Annotated in this window: 21 protein-coding genes; 14 read left to right on the top strand and 7 right to left on the bottom strand. The window is 63.6% G+C overall.

Annotated features, from left to right (window positions below; genetic code table 11):
- Positions 1 to 189 precede the first annotated feature (189 nt).
- Positions 190 to 1,053 carry a formate/nitrite transporter family protein gene (locus BRA471DRAFT_RS23420; protein WP_007611686.1) on the bottom strand — a complete coding sequence of 288 codons (864 nt, stop codon included), beginning with the start codon at positions 1,051 to 1,053 and terminating at the stop codon, positions 190 to 192.
- Positions 1,054 to 1,246: 193 nt separating this feature from the next.
- On the opposite strand from BRA471DRAFT_RS23420, the gene BRA471DRAFT_RS23415 reads away from it, so the two are divergent.
- Genes BRA471DRAFT_RS23415 through BRA471DRAFT_RS39050 form a run of 4 tightly spaced genes read left to right on the top strand, consistent with a single transcriptional unit; the run spans position 1,247 to position 3,459 of the window.
- Complete coding sequence (locus BRA471DRAFT_RS23415) at positions 1,247 to 1,699, top strand: DUF2231 domain-containing protein (protein WP_007611685.1); 453 nt, start codon at positions 1,247 to 1,249, stop codon at positions 1,697 to 1,699.
- Positions 1,696 to 3,030 carry a sorbosone dehydrogenase family protein gene (locus BRA471DRAFT_RS23410; protein WP_007611683.1) on the top strand — a complete coding sequence of 445 codons (1,335 nt, stop codon included), beginning with the start codon at positions 1,696 to 1,698 and terminating at the stop codon, positions 3,028 to 3,030. The genes BRA471DRAFT_RS23415 and BRA471DRAFT_RS23410 overlap by 4 nt, the downstream gene beginning before the upstream one ends.
- Positions 3,031 to 3,048: 18 nt before the next feature.
- The gene (locus tag BRA471DRAFT_RS23405) at positions 3,049 to 3,252 is read left to right on the top strand and encodes a hypothetical protein (RefSeq protein ID WP_007611681.1); all 204 of its coding nucleotides are present in this window, start codon (positions 3,049 to 3,051) and stop codon (positions 3,250 to 3,252) included.
- 36 nt (positions 3,253 to 3,288) lie between these two features.
- Complete coding sequence (locus tag BRA471DRAFT_RS39050) at positions 3,289 to 3,459, top strand: hypothetical protein (protein WP_007611679.1); 171 nt, start codon at positions 3,289 to 3,291, stop codon at positions 3,457 to 3,459.
- Between the two features lie 57 nt (positions 3,460 to 3,516).
- On the opposite strand, the gene BRA471DRAFT_RS23400 is transcribed toward BRA471DRAFT_RS39050, so the two are convergent.
- Together BRA471DRAFT_RS23400 and BRA471DRAFT_RS23395 are read right to left on the bottom strand one after the other, a co-directional pair.
- Positions 3,517 to 3,900, bottom strand: a complete 384-nt coding sequence (locus BRA471DRAFT_RS23400; RefSeq protein WP_007611677.1) for a type II toxin-antitoxin system VapC family toxin — start codon at positions 3,898 to 3,900, stop codon at positions 3,517 to 3,519.
- Entirely contained in the window at positions 3,897 to 4,154 is a 258-nt protein-coding gene (locus BRA471DRAFT_RS23395) for a type II toxin-antitoxin system Phd/YefM family antitoxin (protein ID WP_007611675.1), read from the bottom strand. The genes BRA471DRAFT_RS23400 and BRA471DRAFT_RS23395 overlap by 4 nt, the downstream gene beginning before the upstream one ends.
- 347 nt (positions 4,155 to 4,501) lie before the next feature.
- Here BRA471DRAFT_RS23395 and BRA471DRAFT_RS23390 point away from each other — a divergent pair, with 347 nt between their 5' ends.
- From BRA471DRAFT_RS23390 to BRA471DRAFT_RS23365, 6 genes are all read left to right on the top strand, one after another.
- On the top strand, positions 4,502 to 5,893 hold the full coding sequence (locus tag BRA471DRAFT_RS23390; protein ID WP_007611674.1) for an MFS transporter: 1,392 nt from the start codon (positions 4,502 to 4,504) through the stop codon (positions 5,891 to 5,893).
- 118 nt (positions 5,894 to 6,011) lie between these two features.
- A complete protein-coding gene (locus BRA471DRAFT_RS23385; RefSeq protein ID WP_007611673.1) occupies positions 6,012 to 6,839 on the top strand; it encodes a 3-keto-5-aminohexanoate cleavage protein in 828 nt (275 codons plus the stop codon).
- A gap of 135 nt (positions 6,840 to 6,974) precedes the next feature.
- Positions 6,975 to 8,180: an MFS transporter gene (locus BRA471DRAFT_RS23380; protein ID WP_007611665.1), complete on the top strand. Its 1,206-nt coding sequence runs from the start codon at positions 6,975 to 6,977 to the stop codon at positions 8,178 to 8,180.
- A 182-nt stretch (positions 8,181 to 8,362) separates the two neighbouring features.
- A complete protein-coding gene (locus BRA471DRAFT_RS23375) occupies positions 8,363 to 9,592 on the top strand; it encodes a CaiB/BaiF CoA-transferase family protein (RefSeq protein WP_007611664.1) in 1,230 nt (409 codons plus the stop codon).
- A gap of 157 nt (positions 9,593 to 9,749) precedes the next feature.
- On the top strand, positions 9,750 to 9,965 hold the full coding sequence (locus tag BRA471DRAFT_RS23370; RefSeq protein WP_007602925.1) for a hypothetical protein: 216 nt from the start codon (positions 9,750 to 9,752) through the stop codon (positions 9,963 to 9,965).
- A gap of 120 nt (positions 9,966 to 10,085) precedes the next feature.
- Positions 10,086 to 10,478, top strand: a complete 393-nt coding sequence (locus BRA471DRAFT_RS23365) for a RidA family protein (RefSeq protein WP_035975097.1) — start codon at positions 10,086 to 10,088, stop codon at positions 10,476 to 10,478.
- A gap of 175 nt (positions 10,479 to 10,653) precedes the next feature.
- Here BRA471DRAFT_RS23365 and BRA471DRAFT_RS23360 read toward each other — a convergent pair whose 3' ends face one another.
- A complete protein-coding gene (locus tag BRA471DRAFT_RS23360) occupies positions 10,654 to 11,316 on the bottom strand; it encodes a TetR/AcrR family transcriptional regulator (RefSeq protein ID WP_007611659.1) in 663 nt (220 codons plus the stop codon).
- 223 nt (positions 11,317 to 11,539) lie between these two features.
- Between BRA471DRAFT_RS23360 and BRA471DRAFT_RS23355 the strand changes: the two genes are divergently transcribed.
- On the top strand, positions 11,540 to 12,775 hold the full coding sequence (locus BRA471DRAFT_RS23355; protein ID WP_007611657.1) for an acyl-CoA dehydrogenase family protein: 1,236 nt from the start codon (positions 11,540 to 11,542) through the stop codon (positions 12,773 to 12,775).
- Between the two features lie 138 nt (positions 12,776 to 12,913).
- Positions 12,914 to 13,972, top strand: a complete 1,059-nt coding sequence (locus BRA471DRAFT_RS23350) for a phosphotransferase family protein (protein WP_007611655.1) — start codon at positions 12,914 to 12,916, stop codon at positions 13,970 to 13,972.
- A 108-nt stretch (positions 13,973 to 14,080) separates the two neighbouring features.
- Here the strand turns inward: BRA471DRAFT_RS23350 and BRA471DRAFT_RS23345 are convergent, their stop codons facing one another.
- Together BRA471DRAFT_RS23345 and argE are read right to left on the bottom strand one after the other, a co-directional pair.
- Positions 14,081 to 14,377 (bottom strand): GIY-YIG nuclease family protein, encoded by a 297-nt coding sequence (locus BRA471DRAFT_RS23345; protein ID WP_007611654.1) that lies wholly within the window; start codon positions 14,375 to 14,377, stop codon positions 14,081 to 14,083.
- 253 nt (positions 14,378 to 14,630) lie between these two features.
- Positions 14,631 to 15,803 carry an acetylornithine deacetylase gene (argE, locus tag BRA471DRAFT_RS23340; RefSeq protein WP_007611652.1) on the bottom strand — a complete coding sequence of 391 codons (1,173 nt, stop codon included), beginning with the start codon at positions 15,801 to 15,803 and terminating at the stop codon, positions 14,631 to 14,633.
- A gap of 174 nt (positions 15,804 to 15,977) precedes the next feature.
- Between argE and BRA471DRAFT_RS39810 the strand changes: the two genes are divergently transcribed.
- Entirely contained in the window at positions 15,978 to 16,370 is a 393-nt protein-coding gene (locus BRA471DRAFT_RS39810; RefSeq protein WP_007611650.1) for a hypothetical protein, read from the top strand.
- Positions 16,371 to 16,736: 366 nt separating this feature from the next.
- Here the strand turns inward: BRA471DRAFT_RS39810 and BRA471DRAFT_RS23335 are convergent, their stop codons facing one another.
- Positions 16,737 to 17,522: an SDR family NAD(P)-dependent oxidoreductase gene (locus tag BRA471DRAFT_RS23335; protein WP_007611648.1), complete on the bottom strand. Its 786-nt coding sequence runs from the start codon at positions 17,520 to 17,522 to the stop codon at positions 16,737 to 16,739.
- A 134-nt stretch (positions 17,523 to 17,656) separates the two neighbouring features.
- Between BRA471DRAFT_RS23335 and BRA471DRAFT_RS23330 the strand changes: the two genes are divergently transcribed.
- Positions 17,657 to 18,355: a histidine phosphatase family protein gene (locus BRA471DRAFT_RS23330; protein WP_007611646.1), complete on the top strand. Its 699-nt coding sequence runs from the start codon at positions 17,657 to 17,659 to the stop codon at positions 18,353 to 18,355.
- Positions 18,356 to 18,373 lie beyond the last annotated feature (18 nt).

The following is an 18,373-nucleotide window of genomic DNA, read 5'->3' as shown; positions in this document are numbered from 1 at the left end:
CGCCCACAACATACGTGGGCCTGGGAAGTTCCACGTTTCCCCAGGACCACGTTTCCCCAGAACGGTCAGTCATTGCCAGTCCCGAACAAGTGATGCATCTCGCTTGACCGACTTCGCACGTTGATTTGCTGAGGCAAGCTCGGCTCGCACCCATCGTTCCTGTCGAGGCGGCAGCTTTGTGCAGGCTCTTTATTCCCTGTGATCGTCGATCTCGGGGGCGACCTGTCCGTAGTTCAGCAGGGCGACGAGGGTCGTTCCGCCCACAATATTGCCGAGGAGCGTCGGTACGAAGAAATCCGAGGCATATTGTGAGAGCGACGCCCGGCCGCTCTGCACCAGGAAGGCGCACTCGACCGAGCCCGCGATGATGTGCGCGAACTGGTCGAGCGCGACCACATAGGTCATCACGATAATGATGTGCGCGCGCGATCCCTTCGTGGCCGGAAGAAGCCACGCCATCAAGGCGATCAGCCAGCCGGCAAAGATCGCCCGGACGAGGGTTGTCGCGAACGTGCCCTCGATGGTGTGGCGGCTGAGATCGACGAAGGCGTCCACGATGCGCGGTTCGAAGATGCTCGTGTGAGCGAGCACGGATCCGACGGCCCAGGTTCCCAAAATGTTGGAGGCGAGGACCAGGCCCCACAGTTTGATCACGCTTCCGAGCGTGCCGAGATCTCTGTTGTGCAATAGCGGCAGGATCGGTGTCAGCGTGTTCTCGGTGAAGAGCTGCTGCCGTCCCAGCACGACGACCAGGAAACCGACCGTGTAGCCGAGCGGCGCCACCAGGCGCCGGGTGGCCTCGTCGGAGATCAGCCCGTGAAACTCGCCCTGGACGATCAGGGACAATCCCATCGAAAGGCCGGCGGCGAGGCCGGACAGCACGATGGCCCACCACCGCCGCTCCAGTTCCTGCTCACCCTCGGCACGGATCGTCTCGTGAATGAGTGCGGCGTTCGGCCGGCTTTGAGATTCGATCTGTTTCGTCTGCCGCCGCGAGACGCCGTCGAGCTTCGAGGCTGGATTGAAGGAGGCGCCGTCGCCAGGCTGGTCCACTCCGCGCTCTCCTGAAGGACAGGTTCATCTCAAGGCCCGGATCAAGGCCCGGAGCGGCAAGGGGTTCCTCGTGAGTGCTTCGACGCCGCAGCGCTGTTGAGGCACAGCGGCGCCGTGGTCGACCATCAGGAACCTTCGTGGAAAGCGGGTGTTTTCCACCGGGGAGGGGCGGCGATCTGACAAGAGGCCAATCGTGCAACAAGACGTGCGCGTGCGCTCGACCGCACAAATCGCGGGCCATCCGATTCATCCGATGCTGGTGCCGATACCGATCGCTTGCTTCATCGGGGCGCTGCTGACCGACATCGCCTATGTCGTCAGTACCGAGATCATGTGGGCGGATTTTTCCGCCTGGCTTCTGGTCGTCGGCGTCATCTTCGGCGTACTGGCCGCCATTGCCGGCCTGACCGATTTTCTCGGCAACCGCCTGGTGCGGACGCAGCCGCCGGCCTGGCCACATCTGATCGGCAACGCGCTGGCGCTGGTCCTGGCGATCGTCAATGCGTTGATCCACACGCGCGATGCCTGGACCTCGGTGTGGCCGACCGGGCTCATTCTTTCAGCCATCACCGTATTGATCCTGCCGGTCACCGGCTGGCTCGGCTGGGCGATGGTGTACCGCCACGGTGTAGGAGTTGCGCGATGAACTCCGCAATCGCTCGGGCGCTGTTGTGTGCTTCGCTGCTGTGTCTGGCCGGCTGCAATGACGGCAGCGGCGATCCGAAGGCGCAAACCGGCGCCAACCCGACGCTTCCCGACATCCAGCAATATTTGCTGCCGCCGATGCACATCGCCCGCATCGTCGGCTGGAAAAAGGACGAGACCCCGGCAGTTGCGCAGGGCTTGCAGGCCAGGGCCTTCGCGACCGGCTTGCAGCACCCCCGATTTCTCTACGTGCTGCCCAACGGCGACGTGCTGGTGGTGGAATCCAAGGCGCCGAAGGGCGCTCCGATCAAGCGGCCCAAGGAAATCGTGATGGGATACATCGAGTCCTGGGCGACATCAGGCGGCGACACCGGCGAGAGCAACCGCATCACGCTGCTGCGCGACAGCAACGGGGACGGCGTCCCGGACACGCAAAGCGTCTTCCTCGACCATCTCAACTCGCCGTTCGGCGTCGCGCTGGTCGGCAATGATCTCTATGTCGCCAACACCGATGCGATCGTCAGATATCCCTACACCGAAGGCGATACGAAGATCACCGCGCCCGGCACGGTGCTGACGCAGCTGCCGGGCGGACCGATCGACCATCATTGGACCAAGAGCCTGGTCGCGAGCCCCGACGGTTCAAAGCTCTATGCCGGCGTCGGCTCCAACAGCAACATCACCGAGAACGGCATGGAGGCCGAGCACAATCGCGCCGCCATCCTCGAGATCGACCGTGCCAGTGGCCGCTGGCGCATCTTCGCAAGCGGCTTGCGCAATCCCAACGGTCTCAGCTTCGAGCCGCAGACCGGGGCGCTGTGGACGGTGGTGAACGAGCGCGACGAACTCGGTCCCGATCTCGTGCCGGACTACATGACGTCGGTGAAGGACGGCGGCTTCTTTGGCTGGCCCTACAGCTATTACGGCCAGCATGTCGATCCCCGCGTCAAGCCGCAGCGTCCTGATCTCGTCGCCAAGGCGATCGTGCCTGACTACGCGCTGAGCTCGCATGTCGCGCCGCTTGGAATGGCCTTCAACACAAGCGCGAGTTTGCCGGCCGCCTATCGCGGCGGCGCCTTCGTCGGCGAGCACGGCAGTTGGAACAGGCAGGTCTTGAACGGCTACAAGGTGGTGTTCGTGCCGTTCACGGATGGCAAGCCGAGCGGCCCGCCGCAGGATGTCGTCACCGGCTTCCTCAACAGCGACAACCAGGCGCGCGGGCGGCCCGTCGGCGTCGCCATCGACAAGACCGGCGCGCTGCTGGTCGCCGATGACAGCGGCAACACGGTGTGGCGGGTGACGGCGGCGCACCCGCAGCTCACGCAGCGATAGATCTGGAGGAGTTACACCATGGGCCTTGCTCAATACACGATCGTGCCCGTGCAGGACGAATGGGGCGTGCTGCACGACGGCGACGTCAAGAACAGATACTCCACCAAGGAAGCCGCGTTCGAATCGGCGGTGGCCGCCGCCTCGCTGGCGCTTCGCGAGGGACACGAAGTCCATGTCAGCGTGCCCGGCCGCGAAGCCGGCGAGAACGCGCTGGGAATTTGATGGGACACTCCGAGCAGAACACTTCAGGAGGCTGCGATGACCAAGCCCCGTGAGCCGAACGGTATTGAGCCCTCCCGCTCCGAAGACGACATTCAGCGCGACCAGCTCGGCCCGCGCGGCGTGCCGAATGCGCCGGATCCGGCCAAGATGACACCTCAACGCGACAAGAAAACCCCGAAGCAGGTCGATCCCGGCCATACAGCCTGACGGCTGCCCCGCGGCTTTTCTGTTCGGCCGGTAGGTCGCCGCCCGGCAGTCGTCGACTTACGCCGCCGCAACGATATCCGTCTTGGCAAAGTCGTCGCCGACGTAAAGAAGTGCGCAGCCATTCTCCTTGGCGACATCGTAGGCGAAGCAATCACCAAAGTTGAGACCGGCGGGACGAATGCCTTTGCCCCAACGCGAGTAGATCTGCGCCACGCGTTCGGCCGAAGTTTGGGTCACCGAGATTACGTTCAAACCGAGATCGTTGATCAGCCTGTTCATCTCTTCGTCGACGCCCCGCCGTGCCGCGGCGATCAGGCTTTCCGCAACGGAGGCGGCCGAGATCAGGATTTCGTCGGCGGTCTCCAGCGCGGTGATGCAAGCATCGGCTTGCGGTTCGTCGAGCACGATCGCCATGAGCGCGGAAGTGTCGACTGCGATCATTCCGGCAGTCCGTCATCGCCGAAAAGAAAGTCCTGACTGCGCGCGGCGGTCGGTCCGGGGATAGCTTTGGCCCCCCCGGTCCTTCGCGCCGCCTCGAGCACGGTCCGGCGGGCGGCGCGGTCCGGCGCAAGCTTGACCGGGACGAGCCGCACCGCGGGATGTCCATGCCGCGTCAGGATCACCTCGTCGCCGGCCTCTGCGCGGCGGACAAGATCGGTCAATTGTCCTTTTGCGTCGGTGACGGAGACCCGCATCTCATTGTCCTTCCTCAATTTTCATAAAATGGACCATGCAATGGTCCAATGTCAACCGCGGCCCACCCGCCATCGTCGGAGGCGATCTCGCGGCCGATCTCGGCATGAGCCTGCCGGCGGTGTTGGCCGGGACGTGGGGTCTCGCGCGCAAATAACATCAGGTTAGGTTTGTCGCATAACAGGGTAATTGTGTTAGCCCGGCGAAAGCCTATCGTCGCCACCAAGCAGACACCCATCGGTAGTGACAAGCGCTCGCGAAACTCCGCAGAGCGGCCGGAGAGTGCTGCCCAATTTTGAGCGAAGCCCGTCAACGGGACGTCAGCAAAACCCAAGGGAGGAATCTTGAGATGACCGCGATCCATCAGATGAGTCAGTCCAGGAAAGCCGCTGCCAGCGGCTGGATCGGGTCGGCTCTCGAATATTATGACTTCTTCATCTACGCGACCGCCGCGTCGCTGATCTTCCCGCAAATCTTCTTCCCGTCGGAGAACCCCACCGTCGCGATCGTTGCATCGCTGGCGACCTATGGCGTCGGCTATGTGGCTCGTCCGATCGGTGCCTTCGTGCTCGGACATTGGGGCGACACCCATGGCCGCAAGACGGTTCTCATCATCTGCATGTTCCTGATGGGCATCTCGACCATGGCGGTCGGTATCCTGCCGACCTATCAGCAGGTCGGCATGCTTGCCCCGATCCTGCTCGTCATTCTGCGCCTCGTGCAGGGATTTGCCGTTGCCGGCGAAATCTCAGGCGCAAGCTCGATGATCTTGGAGCACGCGCCGTTCGGTCGGCGGGGCTTCTATGCCAGCTTCGCCCTTCAGGGGGTGCAGGCCGGACAGATCCTCGCCGCAGCAATATTCCTGCCCTTGGCGGCCTATATGCCGACCGAGGCCTTCAACAGCTGGGGCTGGCGGATTCCTTTCCTGCTCAGCTTCTTCGTCATCGTCGCTGGCTACATCATCCGTCGCGAAGTCGACGAGACCCCTGCTTTTGCCCGCGAGGGCGAACGGGGAGAAACGCCGCGCGCGCCCATCGTCCAGGCCATCAAGCTGAGCTGGCGCGACATGCTCAGGGTCATCTGCATGGCGCTGATGAATGTCATTCCTGTCGTTGCGACCATCTTCGGCGCGGCCTATGCGGTGCAGCCGGCTTACGGGATCGGTTTTGCTAAGGACGTCTATCTCTGGATCCCCGTGCTCGGAAACATGCTGGCCGTGTTCGTCATTCCCTTCGTCGGCAATCTCTCCGACAAGGTCGGCCGCAAGCCTCCGATCATCGTCGGCGCGCTTCTCTCCGGCTTGCTCGCCTTTTGCTATCTCTATGCCATCAGCATCAGGAATGTGCCGCTGGCAATATTGGTGTCGCTGCTGATGTGGGGCGTCGTCTATCAGGGCTACAACGCGATCTTCCCGAGCTTTTACCCGGAGCTGTTTCCGACCCGCACCCGCGTCTCGGCGATGGCGATATCGCAGAACATCGGAACCACCATCACCGCATTGCTTCCCGCCCTGTTTGCGACCGTCGCGCCTCCCGGCTCGACCAACATTCCGTTGACGGTGGGGGCGATTGCCTTCGCGATCACGGTCATCGCCGCGCTGGCGGCCCTGACCGCGCGGGAAACCTATCGGATCAGGATCGACGATCTCGGCAACCCCAATGCCGTTCCGATGCCGCGGGCAGATTATGACCGTCAGCGCGCCGGCGATGCGGTAAGCGGGGCTGCCGCGGTTCGGACCTGACGGTATGATAGAGGCAACTGCCGCCGCGATCGATGTTCGCGGCGGCAGGGCCTCACTGCATAGTCAGGCTGCCGATTCGAATTTGTGCGCGTGAGCGCAATCAATATGAGGTTGCAAGATGAACCCTGCTGTCATTGCCGTCGCAATCACCGGCTCCGTTCCGCGCAAGAAGGACAATCCCGCGGTCCCGATCCTGCCGTCCGAGCAGATCGAGTCGACGCACCAGGCCTTCGAAGCCGGTGCCACGCTCGCCCATATCCATGTTCGCAACGATGACGAGACGCCGTCCTCCGATCCCGAGCGTTTCGCCGTGGTGCAGGCGGGGATCAGGAAGCACTGTCCTGACATGATCGTTCAGTTCTCGACCGGCGGGCGGGGCCGCGATCCCTCGGCGCGCGGATCGTCGCTCTACCTGAAGCCGGACATGGCTTCGCTGTCCACGGGATCGGTGAACTTTCCGACCATCGTCTACGAGAACAGCGCCGCGCTGGTGGAGACTCTCGCCACCGGCATGAAGGCGAATGGCATCCGGCCGGAAATCGAGATCTTCGATCTGTCACATCTGCACGGCGCCCGCCGCCTGATCGAGGCGGGGCTGATTGACCAGCGTCCGCACGTGCAGTTCGTCATGGGCGTCAAGAACGCCATGCCCGCGGACGAGCATGTCCTCGACATCCTGCTGGGCGAACTCAGGCGGCTGATCCCGAAGGCGACGTGGACGGCCGCCGGGATCGGACGCCACCAGGCCGAGGTCATGGGCTGGGCGCTCGCGCGTGGCGCCGATGCGGTCCGCACCGGGCTCGAGGACAATATCAGGATCGACAAGGCGCGCCTCGCCGCCAGCAACGCGGAGCTCGTGGCCATCGCCGGTGAGGCTGTCGCGCGTCACGGCCGCCGCGTGGCGACTGCGGCCGAGGCGCGATCCCTGCTCGGGCTCGCAGGGTAGGAAGCTCCTGCCGCCCCCTGGCATGCTCCCGGCCGCCTGCTGCCATTCGACGGCCGGCGTTTCCGTGCGCCGAGTCTCCGGGTAAGACTGGCGTCACAGGCGTGATCGGCGCCTGGCGGGCAGGCGACGGTTGGAATGCGGTTTTTGAAATCTGACAGCAGGCTCATCGGGGTCCTGCTGGTGCTCGCGGTCTCCCAGCTTGTCGGGTGGGGTACGATAGGTCTTCCCGCCATCGTCGGACGCGATCTCGCGGCCGATCTCGGCATGAGCTTGCCGGCGGTGTTCGCCGGGACGTCCGTGCTCTATGTGTCGATGGGACTGTGCGCGCCCTGGCTCGCCAGGTCGTTTGAGCGGCACGGCGCACGAAAGGTGATGATCTCAGGCACGGTCCTCACCGTGCCGGGCTTCATCCTGCTGTCCCTCGCGCGCGAGCCGACGCTGTATTTCGCGGCCTGGATCGTCCTCGGCATTGCCGGCAGCGCCACGCTTTCGACCGGCGCCTATATCATGCTGAACGAGGTCGCCGGGAGGCAGGCCAAGAATGCCATCGGCGCGCTCATGCTGGTGACGGGCCTGTCGAGCAGCATCTTCTGGCCGACGACGTCGTTCCTCAGCGGTCAGCTCGGCTGGCGCGGGACGTGCCTCGTCTATGCGGCGATGATGATCGTCGTCAACCTTCCGCTCTATGCATTCTTTGCACCGCGACGGAAAATCGCCGGGGATCATGGTGGTGAGTCGGTGAAGTCTTCGCCGCCGCCTGCGATTCCCAGGAGCACTTTCAGCCTCGTCGTTGCCGCGATCACGCTGAACGCCTTCGTCAATTTCGGCATCGGGGCCATCATGATCGAGTTGCTCCGGGCAGAGGGGCTTCCTCCGGCGCAGGCGCTTGCGTTCGGCTCGATGCTGGGCGTGATCCAGGTCAGCGCCCGCGGGCTCGATTTTCTCGGCGGAGGGCGGTGGGACGGAATCACGACCGGGCTCTTCGCCGGCACGGCGCTCCCGGTCGCCATGCTGCTGCTGATGACGAGCGGGGGCGCGACCTGGGCGGTTGCGGCCTTCATCCTGCTCTACGGCGCCGGCAGCGGCGCGATGGCGGTGGCGCGTGCGACGATCCCGCTCGTGTTCTACGATCAGACCGAGTTCGCCAAGGCGATGTCGATGATCGCGCTGCCGCTCAATCTTGCCTCCGCAGTCTCGCCGCCGCTCCTTGTCGGCCTGCTCACCCAGTTCGGCAGCCGCGGCGCGCTCGGTCTTACCTTCGTCTGCTCCTGCGCCACGGTGCTGATCCTGGTCCTGCTCGGCCGCCGGCGTCCGCAGGTGGCTGCGGCGGCAGTGACCTGAGAATATTCGCGCTGCGGAAATTCACCGCGCGGATGACCTGCGCCGGGCGGGCAGGGGGATAGCCGTATGCCCACAGTGCAGTGCTCGGGCCGCCAAAATAGTGTATCCGCAGGAGGCGCGGCCCGCGATCTCGCCGCCGCGCCAAGATCAGCTCTAAGATCCAGTTCCCGGAGGAATTCGATATGTCGGCCCTGCCGCTCTCAGGCATCAAGATCCTTGACCTCACCCGCGTGCTTGCCGGGCCTCTGTCGGCCCAGATGCTGGGCGATCTCGGCGCGGAGGTGATCAAGATCGAACGGCCGGGCACCGGTGACGACGCGCGCGCCTTCGGCCCGCCCTATCTGACCGACCCCGATGGCAAGGCCAACAACAACAACTCGTTTTACCTCTGTGCCAACCGCAACAAGAAGTCGGTCACGGTCAACATCGCCAAGCCCGAAGGGCAGGCGATCATCCGCGAGCTCGCCAAGGACGTCGACGTCTTCATGGAGAACTACAAGGTCGGCGATCTCAAGCGCTACGGCCTCGACTACGAGACCGTCAAGGCGATCAATCCCGGCATTATCTATTGCTCGGTGACCGGCTTCGGCCAGACCGGCCCCTATGCGCCGCGCGCCGGCTATGACGCCATCCTGCAGGCGATGGGCGGCCTGATGAGCGTCACCGGCCATATCGACGGCGAGCCCGGCGAGGGCCCGATGAAGGTCGGACCGTCGATCGTCGACTACATGACCGGCATGAACACCTCGATCGGGATTCTCTCGGCGCTGTACCATCGCGACGCCAATGATGGCGTGGGGCAGCACATCGACGTCTGCCTGTTCGACACCGTCATCGCATCGTTGTCGCACTGGCTGCAGATCTATCTCGTCAACGGCAAGACGCCGCCGCGCCGCGGCACCTGGGGCAATGGCGGCATGCCTGCCGGCGTGTTCCGCTGCACCGACGGCGAATTGATGCTGGTGGTCGGCAATGACGGCCAGTTCCAGCGCACCTGCGCCGTGCTCGGCGCGCCCGAGCTCGCGAGCGACAAGCGCTTCGTCAAGAACAACGACCGCGTCGTGCATGGCAAGGAGATCATGGCGATCTTCGCCGGCCTGTTCCTGAAGCAGCCGGTGGCCTATTGGCTGGACAGACTGGAGGAGGCCGGCGTGCCCTCCGGCCCGATCAACAATTTCGAGCAGGTGTTTTCCGATCCCCACGTCCAGTCGCGCGGCATGCGGGTGAAGGTCGACCATCCGTTCCAGCCCGATCTCTCGCTGATCCGCAACGCGCTGACGCTCTCGGAAACCCCGATCAAGGATTACCGCGCCCCGCCGCTGCTCGGTGAGCACACCCAGGAGGTGCTCGCCGGCAAGCTCGGCTATGATGCCGGCAAGATCGAGGCGCTGAAGCAGCAGGGCATCATCTAGCTTCGGCGGAGCGCAGATCGTGACGTCATCATGACACTCGCGCGACCTTGCGCGAGCCTTACGCGCAATCCCCAGATAAACCCGGTCCGTAAACACACAGGCTTCCGCTTCGCGCGCGACTCAGATTCGATGACGTCATTGGGTCGGGAGAGAACGCATGTCCTACACGATCGGGTTTCAGGCCAAGAACCAGAAGGCAATTCTGGCGACCGAGGCGGCAACGGCTAACCAGGCCGTCGCGATCGTTGCCGCGTTGCGGCAAAGCGCCGACGAAATAAAGTTCATCCGCTCGCCGCAGGAAGGCGACATGGGCATCGAGATGCTGCTGCTGCTCGCCAAGGAAGAGGCCGAGGAGATGCCGCAGCACGCCTAGGCGGTTCGGCGAGCAAACTTCGATCAGAAGCGAAGCATGACGGCTGCAAGCTGATGTAGCAAGCCGTCATCTCGCTTGAACCGAAGGTGGCCGCCCATGAATCTCGAAATGAAACGCGACATGAGACGCGAAGCGCTCCGCGTCGAGCCGATTTCGACATTCCTCGATCGCCGGCAGGCGCCGGTCTCGCCGGTCACGCGCGCCGGCAACATGATCTTCGTCGCCGGCCTGCCGCCATTCGACCCCGACACGGGCGAGATCGCGGACGTGCCGATCGAACGGCAGAGCGAGCTCGTCATGGAGCAGATGAAGCTGTGCCTCGAGACGGCGGGCGCGAGCCTCGACAACGTCATGAAGTGCAACGTCTACTGCACCTCGACAAGACACTTCGCCGCGTTCAACACCGTCTATGCGCGCTATTTCCCGCACGATCCGCCGGCGCGGATCTTCGTCTGCACGCCGGAATGGTTCGGCCCCTTCGACGTCGAGATCGACTGCATCGCGATGATGTGACCGCGCTTACTTACCTCGCCCCGCTTGCGGGGAGAGGTCGGATCGCGTCAGCGATCCGGGTGAGGGGGTACAGGTCCCTCGACGATCTCATGCGCGGAGAGAGGCCCCTCACCCCAACCCTCTCCCCGTAAGAACGGGGCGAGGGCGCGCACCGTCAGTGCGGCAACGAGTTGCGCTAACGCGCCGCCACCTTTGACGGCACCTTCGCCTCCAGCCGTCCCGCCGTCAGCGCCATCGTCGCCACGCTGACGACGCGCGCGACCACGTCCTCGACGTCGTCGAGGTCGCATTTGCCTTCCGACAGCTTTATCAGCCGCTCGCTCTCGCGGATGGTGTGGTGCGCCATGGCGAGCGCGAAATTCAGGCCCCAGTAGATATCGACGTCGCTGCGGTCGGGCAGGGCGCGGCGCATCGCGCCGGCGAATTTCCGCAAATGGTCGATCTCGCGGTTCTTGATGCGGCGGATCGGCGGCACGGATTCGATCGAGGCGCGGATCATGAAGCGCGCCGCGCTCGAGCGCTGGTTCTCCGGGCCGAGGCAGCCGCGCAGTGTCGGGCCGACCAGGGCATGCAGGATTACCTCGATCGGCGCGCGGCCGCCGCCTTGTTCTTCCGCCGCCTTCAATTCGCGCAGACGCTCGCGGTTGGTGGCGATCGAGCGGGTCACGAACAGCTCCGCGATCAACTCGTCCTTCGAGCCGAAATGATAGTTCACCGCCGCGAGATTGACATTGGCCTCCGCGACGATGTCGCGCAGCGTCACGTCGCCGAAGCCGCGATCGGCATAGAGCCGTTCGGCGGCGGCGAGGATGGCAGTCCGGGTATGATCGCTGGCCATGGGAGCCCCTCGGGGAGGGAGTTGCAATTCAAACAGTTGTATGAAACTATCGTTTGAAGGTCGGGAAAGTCAATCCGCAATCGGGACTCGTTCGCAAATGCGCGAAGGGGTTCCGGAGAGTCCGCAAGTCGCGCATTCGCACTTGCGGGTCGCACAATGCGGGTGGACAGTCCGGCGCAAAACAAGTTCGCCAAAACAAGTTGGCAAAGACGAGGAGCGTCCCATGGATTTCGATCTGTCGCCGAAGCAGAAGGAATGGCTCGACCGCGTGCAGTCCTTCATGGCCAAGCACGTGCGTCCGGCGGTGCCGGTCTATGATGAGCAGGATCGCAGCGGCGAACGCTGGAAGGTGATCCCGGTGCTCGAGGATCTCAAAAAGAAGGCGAAGGCCGAAGGTCTCTGGAACATGTTCATGCCGCCCAACGAGCATGAGGATGACGAATTCCGCGGCGCGGGACTGACCAATCTCGAATACGCGCTGCTTTCCGAGCAGATGGGCCACATCTCCTGGGCTTCGGAAGTCTTCAACTGTTCCGCGCCCGACACCGGCAACATGGAAGTGTTCATGCGCTACGGCTCCAAGGAGCAGAAGCGCAAATGGCTGCGTCCGCTGATGGACGGCGAGATCCGCTCCGCCTTCCTGATGACGGAGCCGGCCGTAGCCTCGTCTGACGCCACCAACATCGAGACCAGCATCGTGCGCGACGGTGACCACTACGTCATCAACGGCCGCAAATGGTGGTCGTCCGGCGTCGGCGATCCCCGCTGCAAGATCGCGATCCTGATGGGCAAGACCGATTTCAAGGCGGCCAAGCACCAGCAGCAGTCGCAGATCCTGGTTCCGCTCGACACCCCCGGCATCAAGGTCGAGAAGATGCTGCCCGTGTTCGGCTTCGACGACGCGCCGCATGGCCACGCCCAGGTGCTGCTCGAGAACGTGCGGGTGCCGAAGGAGAACATCCTGCTCGGCGAAGGCCGCGGCTTCGAGATCGCGCAGGGCCGTCTCGGTCCCGGCCGCATCCATCACTGCATGCGCACCATCGGCAAGGCCGAGGAGGCGCTGGAGAAAATGGTGAAGCGGCTCACCTCGCGCACCGCCTTTGGCAAGCGGATCGTCGAGCATTCTGTGTGGGAGCAGCGCATCGGCGAGGCCCGCACCAACATCGAGATGACGCGGCTGTTGTGCCTCAAGGCCGCCGACATGATGGACAAGGTCGGCAACAAGACCGCGCAGGCCGAGATCGCCATGATCAAGGTCGCAGCCCCCAACATGGCGCTGAAGATCATCGACGAGGCGATCCAGGCTTTCGGCGGTGCAGGCGTCTCGGACGAAGCCGGCCTTGCCAAGGACTACGCTCACATCCGCACGCTCCGTCTCGCCGACGGCCCGGACGAGGTGCACAATCGCGCCATTGCCAGGCTCGAGGTTCGGAAGTATGCAAACTCTTCCAGTCATTGAAATAGGGGAGCTGATGGCGCTCCCTTCACCGTCATTCCGGGGCGATGCGTAGCATCGAACCCGGAATCTCGAGATTCCGGGTCTGGTCCTTCGGACCATCCCGGAATGACGGACAAAGAAAAATAAGGGAGCGTCACATTGGCTGACGGCGTCAGGAAAGACGAAGAATTCTCGGGCACCAAGCCCGTCGAGGAGCGTCATCGTATCGACGAGATGCGGCTCGAAGCCTGGATGCGCGACAACGTCGAGGGCTATGAAGGACCGCTGGTCGTCCTGCAGTTTAGGGGTGGCCAGTCCAACCCGACCTACCGGCTCGACACGCCGAACCGCTCCTATGTGATGCGGCGCAAGCCGTTCGGCAAATTGCTGCCGTCGGCGCACGCGGTCGATCGCGAATACCGGGTGATCGCGGCCCTGGGAAAGCAGGGCTTTCCGGTCGCGAAGGCCTATGCGCTGTGCCAGGACGACAGCATCATCGGTTCGGCCTTCTACATCATGTCGATGGAAGACGGCCGGGTGTTCTGGGATCCGACGCTGCCGAGCCAGACGCCGGAAGATCGTCGAAAAATCTTCACCAGCAAGATCGAGACGCTGGCAAAACTCCACATGTTCGATCCCGTCGCGATCGGTCTTGGCGACTTCGGCAAGCCGGGTAACTACTTTGCCCGGCAGATCGACCGCTGGACCAAGCAGTACCGCGCGTCCGAGACCCAGACGATTCCGGAGTTCGAGAAGGTCGCCGAATGGTTGCCGAAGACCGTTCCGGAGCAGGCGCGCGTCTCGATCGTCCACGGTGACTATCGCCTCGACAACATGATTTTCCACGCAACGGAACCGCGCGTGCAGGCGGTCCTGGACTGGGAGCTGTCGACACTCGGTGATCCCATGGCCGACTTCACCTATCTGCTGATGCAGTGGGTCATGCCCGGCCTGGACGGCGCCGACCTCAAGGCGCTCAACATCCCGAGCGTGGAGGAAGCCGCGCAGATCTATTGCAACGTCACCAAGATGACAGTGCCTGATCTCAACTGGTATTTTGCCTACAACCTGTTCCGCCTCGCCGGCATCACGCAAGGCATCGCCGGCCGCGTCCGCGACGGCACCGCGGCGAATGCCAAGGCGCTGGAGTCAGCCAAGCGCACCGTGCCGCTGTCGAAAGCGTCTTGGGAGTATGCGCAGAAGGCCGGCGCGGTGTAGGGACTACGAAGGCGCGACTGAAGGCCGCGCCCTTTTTACCTCGATCGCGCCTCTCGTGTCCCGGACGTGGTGCAGCACGAAGTGCTGCTCCGCAGAGCCGGGACCCAGTCACGTCACCAACGTATTCAGCTCGTCGGTCAGATCGCGCCAGTCCGGATTGAGTTGTTCGATCAGCTTGAGCTTCCAGCTGCGTCGCCAACGCTTCAGCGAATGTTCGCGCGCCCGAGCTTCCAGTACGGATTCGAAGGTTTCGAAGTAGACAAGCAAGGTCACGCCGTATTTCTGCGTGAAGCCGCGTACGAGTTTGGCCTTATGCTCGGTCATTCGCCGAGCAAGGTCATTGGTAACTCCGACATAAAGAGTTCCGTTTCGTTTGCTCGCAAGGATGTAAACGAAAAAGGGCATGTACACGCAATCGCCGGTAATGCATCGTCACGACTTAAGATTGCATGTTTGAACGGTGCCGCCAAGTGTTCTGGGTCCCGGCTCTGCGGAGCGTCACTTCGTGCCGCACCGCGTCCGGGACACGAGACCGTATTTCCCGGCGTCTATAATTCCATCGTGGCGGGATGGATTAGCGGCGGTGCTCGTGTCCCGGACGCGCAGCAACGCATAAGCGTTGCTGCGCAGAGCCGGGACCCAGTAATTGCGAACTCCGCTACCCCTTCACGCAATGCGCGATCAGCTTCTCCACGAAGCCTGCGCATTTCTCCAGCTCCGCCATTTCCACGAATTCGTCCGGTGTATGCGCCTGCGCGATTGAACCGGGGCCGATCACCACGGACGGGATATCGGCCATGCTGGCGAACAGGCTTGCCTCGGTGCCGAACGCGACCTTGGCGTGGTCGTTGCGCCCCGCAAGGCTCTTGGCCAGCGTGACGATTGTCGCATCGGCCGCCGTGTCGAGCGCGGGATAGTCGAGGATCTCCTCAAAATCGATGCCGCAATCCGGATGCTGCTTTTTCATCGCGGGCTCGAGCTCGGCCTTGGCCCAGGCGACGATCGCATCCGTAACCTCGCGCGACTCGGTGATGCCGATGCCACGGCATTCGAAATCGACCGTGCAGCTATCCGGCACGATGTTCAGCGCGGCGCCGCCATGCACGATGCTGGTGAGCAGCGTCGAGTGCGGGACGTCGTAGAGGCTGTCGGCCGCTCGCACGGCTGCGAGCGCCACGGCGCGCCGTCGGATCTCGACGATCAGCTCCGCGGCGTATTCGATGGCGTTGACTCCGTCGGGCGCAATCGAGGAGTGGCGGGCGAGCCCCTTGAACGTGGCGCGCACGCCGTGCTTGCCCTTATGGCCGATGATGACCTTCATCTCGGTCGGCTCGCCGATGAAGGCGCCGAGCGGCTTCACGCGTTTTTTCGCGACCTCCCGCAGCATCGGCCGCACGCCGACGCAACCGATCTCCTCGTCATAGGAGATCGCGAGGTGAATGGGCGTTGCGAGCTTCGCCTCCAGCATCTCCGGCACCATGGCAAGGCACACCGCCACAAAGCCCTTCATGTCGGTGGTGCCGCGGCCATAGAGCTTGCCGTCGCGTTCGACGAGTTTGAACGGATCGTGGCTCCAGTCCTGGCCGGCCACGGGCACGACGTCGGTATGGCCGGACAGGACCGGGCCGGGGCGGTCCTCGGGTCCAATGGTGACCCATAGCGAGGCCTTCTGCCCGGTCTCGTCGGTGATGCGCTCACTCTTGACGTCGAGCGCAGCGAGATAGCTCTCGATATGCGCGATCAGGGGCAGGTTGGAGCGATCGCTGATGGTGTCGAAGCCGACGAGGTCGGCGAGCAGCTTGCGAATACGGTCGGGTCTCGAGCTTGGCATTGTCACGTTCTTGTCAGGGGGATGGAAGTTGAAGTGCTTGCACGAACCATACCAACGTCGTGCTCATGTGGGCAAATCAATGTCGGTCCCGTAGCCCGGGTGAGCGAAGCGAGACCCGGGGCAGCTCGTGGTAGGAATCCCGGATGTCGCTTCGCTCATCCGGGCTACAAGACCTTGCGTTACCTGTCGGGCAAAACACCCCAATTGCCGGTCAACCCGCGCCGCTCGAAATATTCCACTTTACCGAAATTCGGAAACGGCGTATGTGTCGCCACACTCCGGCCCAAGGAAGAGGGGCGTATCGCGATCGTCACGAACGCGGGCCGGACGGCGGTGGACGTTGGTCACATCGGCGCGAAGGACTTCGCAGGGCGGGCAACCGTGAGCGAAGGCGTCGCGCACACGACCGGTGTGATCGGCGTACGGCAAAATCGTGTGGTCCTGGCGCCCGGGGTCTGTGCGCCAAGTGTTGCGGTGATGTGGGTTGCCCAACCGGGCACGCGCGTCAGCCATCCGCAAGGCGACGGGGGCAATAGTGCATCGCTCCCCGGGGAGATCACGACATAAGCCGTAAAGCCACTGCGCAGGGAAGGCCGTGTGTTGGGCTTCACCTGTATGCTGCTGTGCAATTTTGTTCACGACAATCTCGCACAGTGGACCGTGGGTGCCAGCCGGCACCCGGTCTTCCCTGCGCCCTCTTTCATTTGAGGGTGAGGCGAACAAGCAAAGCTCGGGCGAGACAAGTCGCGAGGATGCGATCCGATGTCAGTTATTCATCAACAGTCTCGTGCCCCGGACGCAGCGCAGCGTCTCTTCGACGATGCGCTGCAGAGCCGGGGCCCATGCCGCAGCACGTGCTGTAGCTTTCTGGATCCCGGCTCTGCGGAGCGTCACTGCGTGCCGCACCGCGTCCGGGACAGGGGAGTTCGCGAACTAAACCGGCTTGCCCGTATACGGCATCGACGCCGTGAGGCCACCGTCCACCGGGAAGGCCTGGCCGTTGACATACGACGCCTCGTCGCTGGCCAGGAACAATCCCATCGCGGCGAGCTCGTGCGGCTGGCCGGGACGCTTGAGCGGATTGAGCTGGCCGATCTTGTCGGCGGTGCCGCGCTCCTTGGCGCGGTCGAAGATCGGCTTGGTCATGCCGGTCTCGATCAGGCCCGGGCACACCGCGTTGATGCGCACACCGGTGCCGGTGAGCGAGTAGGCTGTGGTCTGCACCAGGGAGATGACGCCCGCCTTGCTCGCGGCATAGGGATGTCCGCTGGCGCCGGCCTTGAGGCCGGCGACGGACGCGGTCAGCACGATCGCGCCGGACTGCTGCTTCACCATGTGCGGCATCGCATGCTTCACCGCGAGAAACGGCCCGATCAGATTGATGCGCAAAACCTCCTGCCATTGCTCGACGGTCTGCTCGCCGAGCGGGACGAGTCCGCCGGAGACGCCGGCATTGGCCCAGATCACGTCGAGCCGGCCGTGCGTCTTCACCGCCTTGTCGATCACGGCCATGACGTCCTTTTCGGAGCCCGCATCCGCTATCATCGCTTCCGCGACACCGCCGGCCTTCTTCACCTCGTCGACCGTCTCCTTCACCGCCTCGGTGCGATCGACCGCGATCAGCTTGGCGCCTTCTCTCGTGAACAGCAGCGCGGCCGCGCGGCCGATGCCGCTGCCGGCACCGGTGATGATGACGGATTTGCCTTGCAGACGGCCCATGCGGTTTCTCCCTTTGGTTCGCACGCGACGCTTGCCGCGCGACGGAATTTCAAACAAGATTTCAAACGGTAAAGTGTCTTGAGACACGTTCGCTACTGACGTACAGCGACATCAAACGGGATGGAAGGGTTTCGATGGCAGGTGCAGACAAGCCCAAAGTGGTCACGACACGCTGGTGGTGGGTCCGTCACGCGCCCGTGCGCAATGACGGCGGCAACATCTACGGTCAGTCTGATCTCGCCTGCGACACCAGCGATTCCTACGTCTTCAATGCTGTTGCCAAGGTGCTGCCACGCAAGGCGGTCTGGTATTCGAGCAATCTGATGCGCACGCATCAGACCGCCGAAGCGATCTGGGCGGCCGGCTTCCCAAAGCCTGCGGCCATGAAATGGGAAGCGGACCTCGCCGAACAAAACCTCGGCCGCTGGCAGGGCATGAATCGCGCCGAGTTCATCGCCAGCCGTCCCGTCGGATCGAGCTGGTTTGCCGACATCAACGAGCCTGCACCCGGCGGCGAAAGCTTCATGGACCTCTACAACCGCACCCGCCGCACCATCGAGCGGATCAACAATGAGGCCGCCGGGCAGGACGTGATCGCGGTCGCACATGGCGGCACCATCAAGGCGGCGCTGGGGCTGGCGCTCGACAATCAGCCGGAGCGGGGGCTCGCGTTCGATATCGACAATTGCTCGGTGACGCGGCTCGACTATTTCGCAAGTCCCGAGCGCAATGTCTGGCGGCTGCCGATGGTGAACCAGCAGCCGTGGATCGCGGACGATGCGCATGCGGCGATGCATCAACCCGCGGGACCGGAAGTCAAGAAGCTCGCCTGAGTGAGCTGTCATTCCGGG

The sequence above is a fragment of the Bradyrhizobium sp. WSM471 genome, assembly GCF_000244915.1.
GTDB lineage: Bacteria > Pseudomonadota > Alphaproteobacteria > Rhizobiales > Xanthobacteraceae > Bradyrhizobium.
Note: the sequence above shows the minus strand (reverse complement) of the source record. Positions and strands in the feature narration are given on the sequence as shown.

Excerpts from the sequence above, each read along its gene's own strand:
- BRA471DRAFT_RS23335 (WP_007611648.1), bottom strand. The coding sequence starts at position 17,522 with ATGGGCCGTCTGCAAGGCAAATCCGTCATCATCACCGGTGCCGGCAGC.
- BRA471DRAFT_RS23385 (WP_007611673.1), top strand. The coding sequence starts at position 6,012 with ATGAACCCTGCTGTCATTGCCGTCGCAATCACCGGCTCCGTTCCGCGC.
- BRA471DRAFT_RS23345 (WP_007611654.1), bottom strand. The coding sequence starts at position 14,377 with ATGCCCTTTTTCGTTTACATCCTTGCGAGCAAACGAAACGGAACTCTT.
- BRA471DRAFT_RS23400 (WP_007611677.1), bottom strand. The coding sequence starts at position 3,900 with ATGATCGCAGTCGACACTTCCGCGCTCATGGCGATCGTGCTCGACGAA.
- BRA471DRAFT_RS23405 (WP_007611681.1), top strand. The coding sequence starts at position 3,049 with ATGGGCCTTGCTCAATACACGATCGTGCCCGTGCAGGACGAATGGGGC.
- BRA471DRAFT_RS23395 (WP_007611675.1), bottom strand. The coding sequence starts at position 4,154 with ATGCGGGTCTCCGTCACCGACGCAAAAGGACAATTGACCGATCTTGTC.
- BRA471DRAFT_RS23330 (WP_007611646.1), top strand. The coding sequence starts at position 17,657 with ATGGCAGGTGCAGACAAGCCCAAAGTGGTCACGACACGCTGGTGGTGG.
- BRA471DRAFT_RS23390 (WP_007611674.1), top strand. The coding sequence starts at position 4,502 with ATGACCGCGATCCATCAGATGAGTCAGTCCAGGAAAGCCGCTGCCAGC.
- BRA471DRAFT_RS23370 (WP_007602925.1), top strand. The coding sequence starts at position 9,750 with ATGTCCTACACGATCGGGTTTCAGGCCAAGAACCAGAAGGCAATTCTG.
- BRA471DRAFT_RS23380 (WP_007611665.1), top strand. The coding sequence starts at position 6,975 with ATGCGGTTTTTGAAATCTGACAGCAGGCTCATCGGGGTCCTGCTGGTG.
- BRA471DRAFT_RS23375 (WP_007611664.1), top strand. The coding sequence starts at position 8,363 with ATGTCGGCCCTGCCGCTCTCAGGCATCAAGATCCTTGACCTCACCCGC.
- BRA471DRAFT_RS23360 (WP_007611659.1), bottom strand. The coding sequence starts at position 11,316 with ATGGCCAGCGATCATACCCGGACTGCCATCCTCGCCGCCGCCGAACGG.
- argE (WP_007611652.1), bottom strand. The coding sequence starts at position 15,803 with ATGCCAAGCTCGAGACCCGACCGTATTCGCAAGCTGCTCGCCGACCTC.
- BRA471DRAFT_RS39050 (WP_007611679.1), top strand. The coding sequence starts at position 3,289 with ATGACCAAGCCCCGTGAGCCGAACGGTATTGAGCCCTCCCGCTCCGAA.
- BRA471DRAFT_RS23355 (WP_007611657.1), top strand. The coding sequence starts at position 11,540 with ATGGATTTCGATCTGTCGCCGAAGCAGAAGGAATGGCTCGACCGCGTG.
- BRA471DRAFT_RS23365 (WP_035975097.1), top strand. The coding sequence starts at position 10,086 with ATGAGACGCGAAGCGCTCCGCGTCGAGCCGATTTCGACATTCCTCGAT.
- BRA471DRAFT_RS23410 (WP_007611683.1), top strand. The coding sequence starts at position 1,696 with ATGAACTCCGCAATCGCTCGGGCGCTGTTGTGTGCTTCGCTGCTGTGT.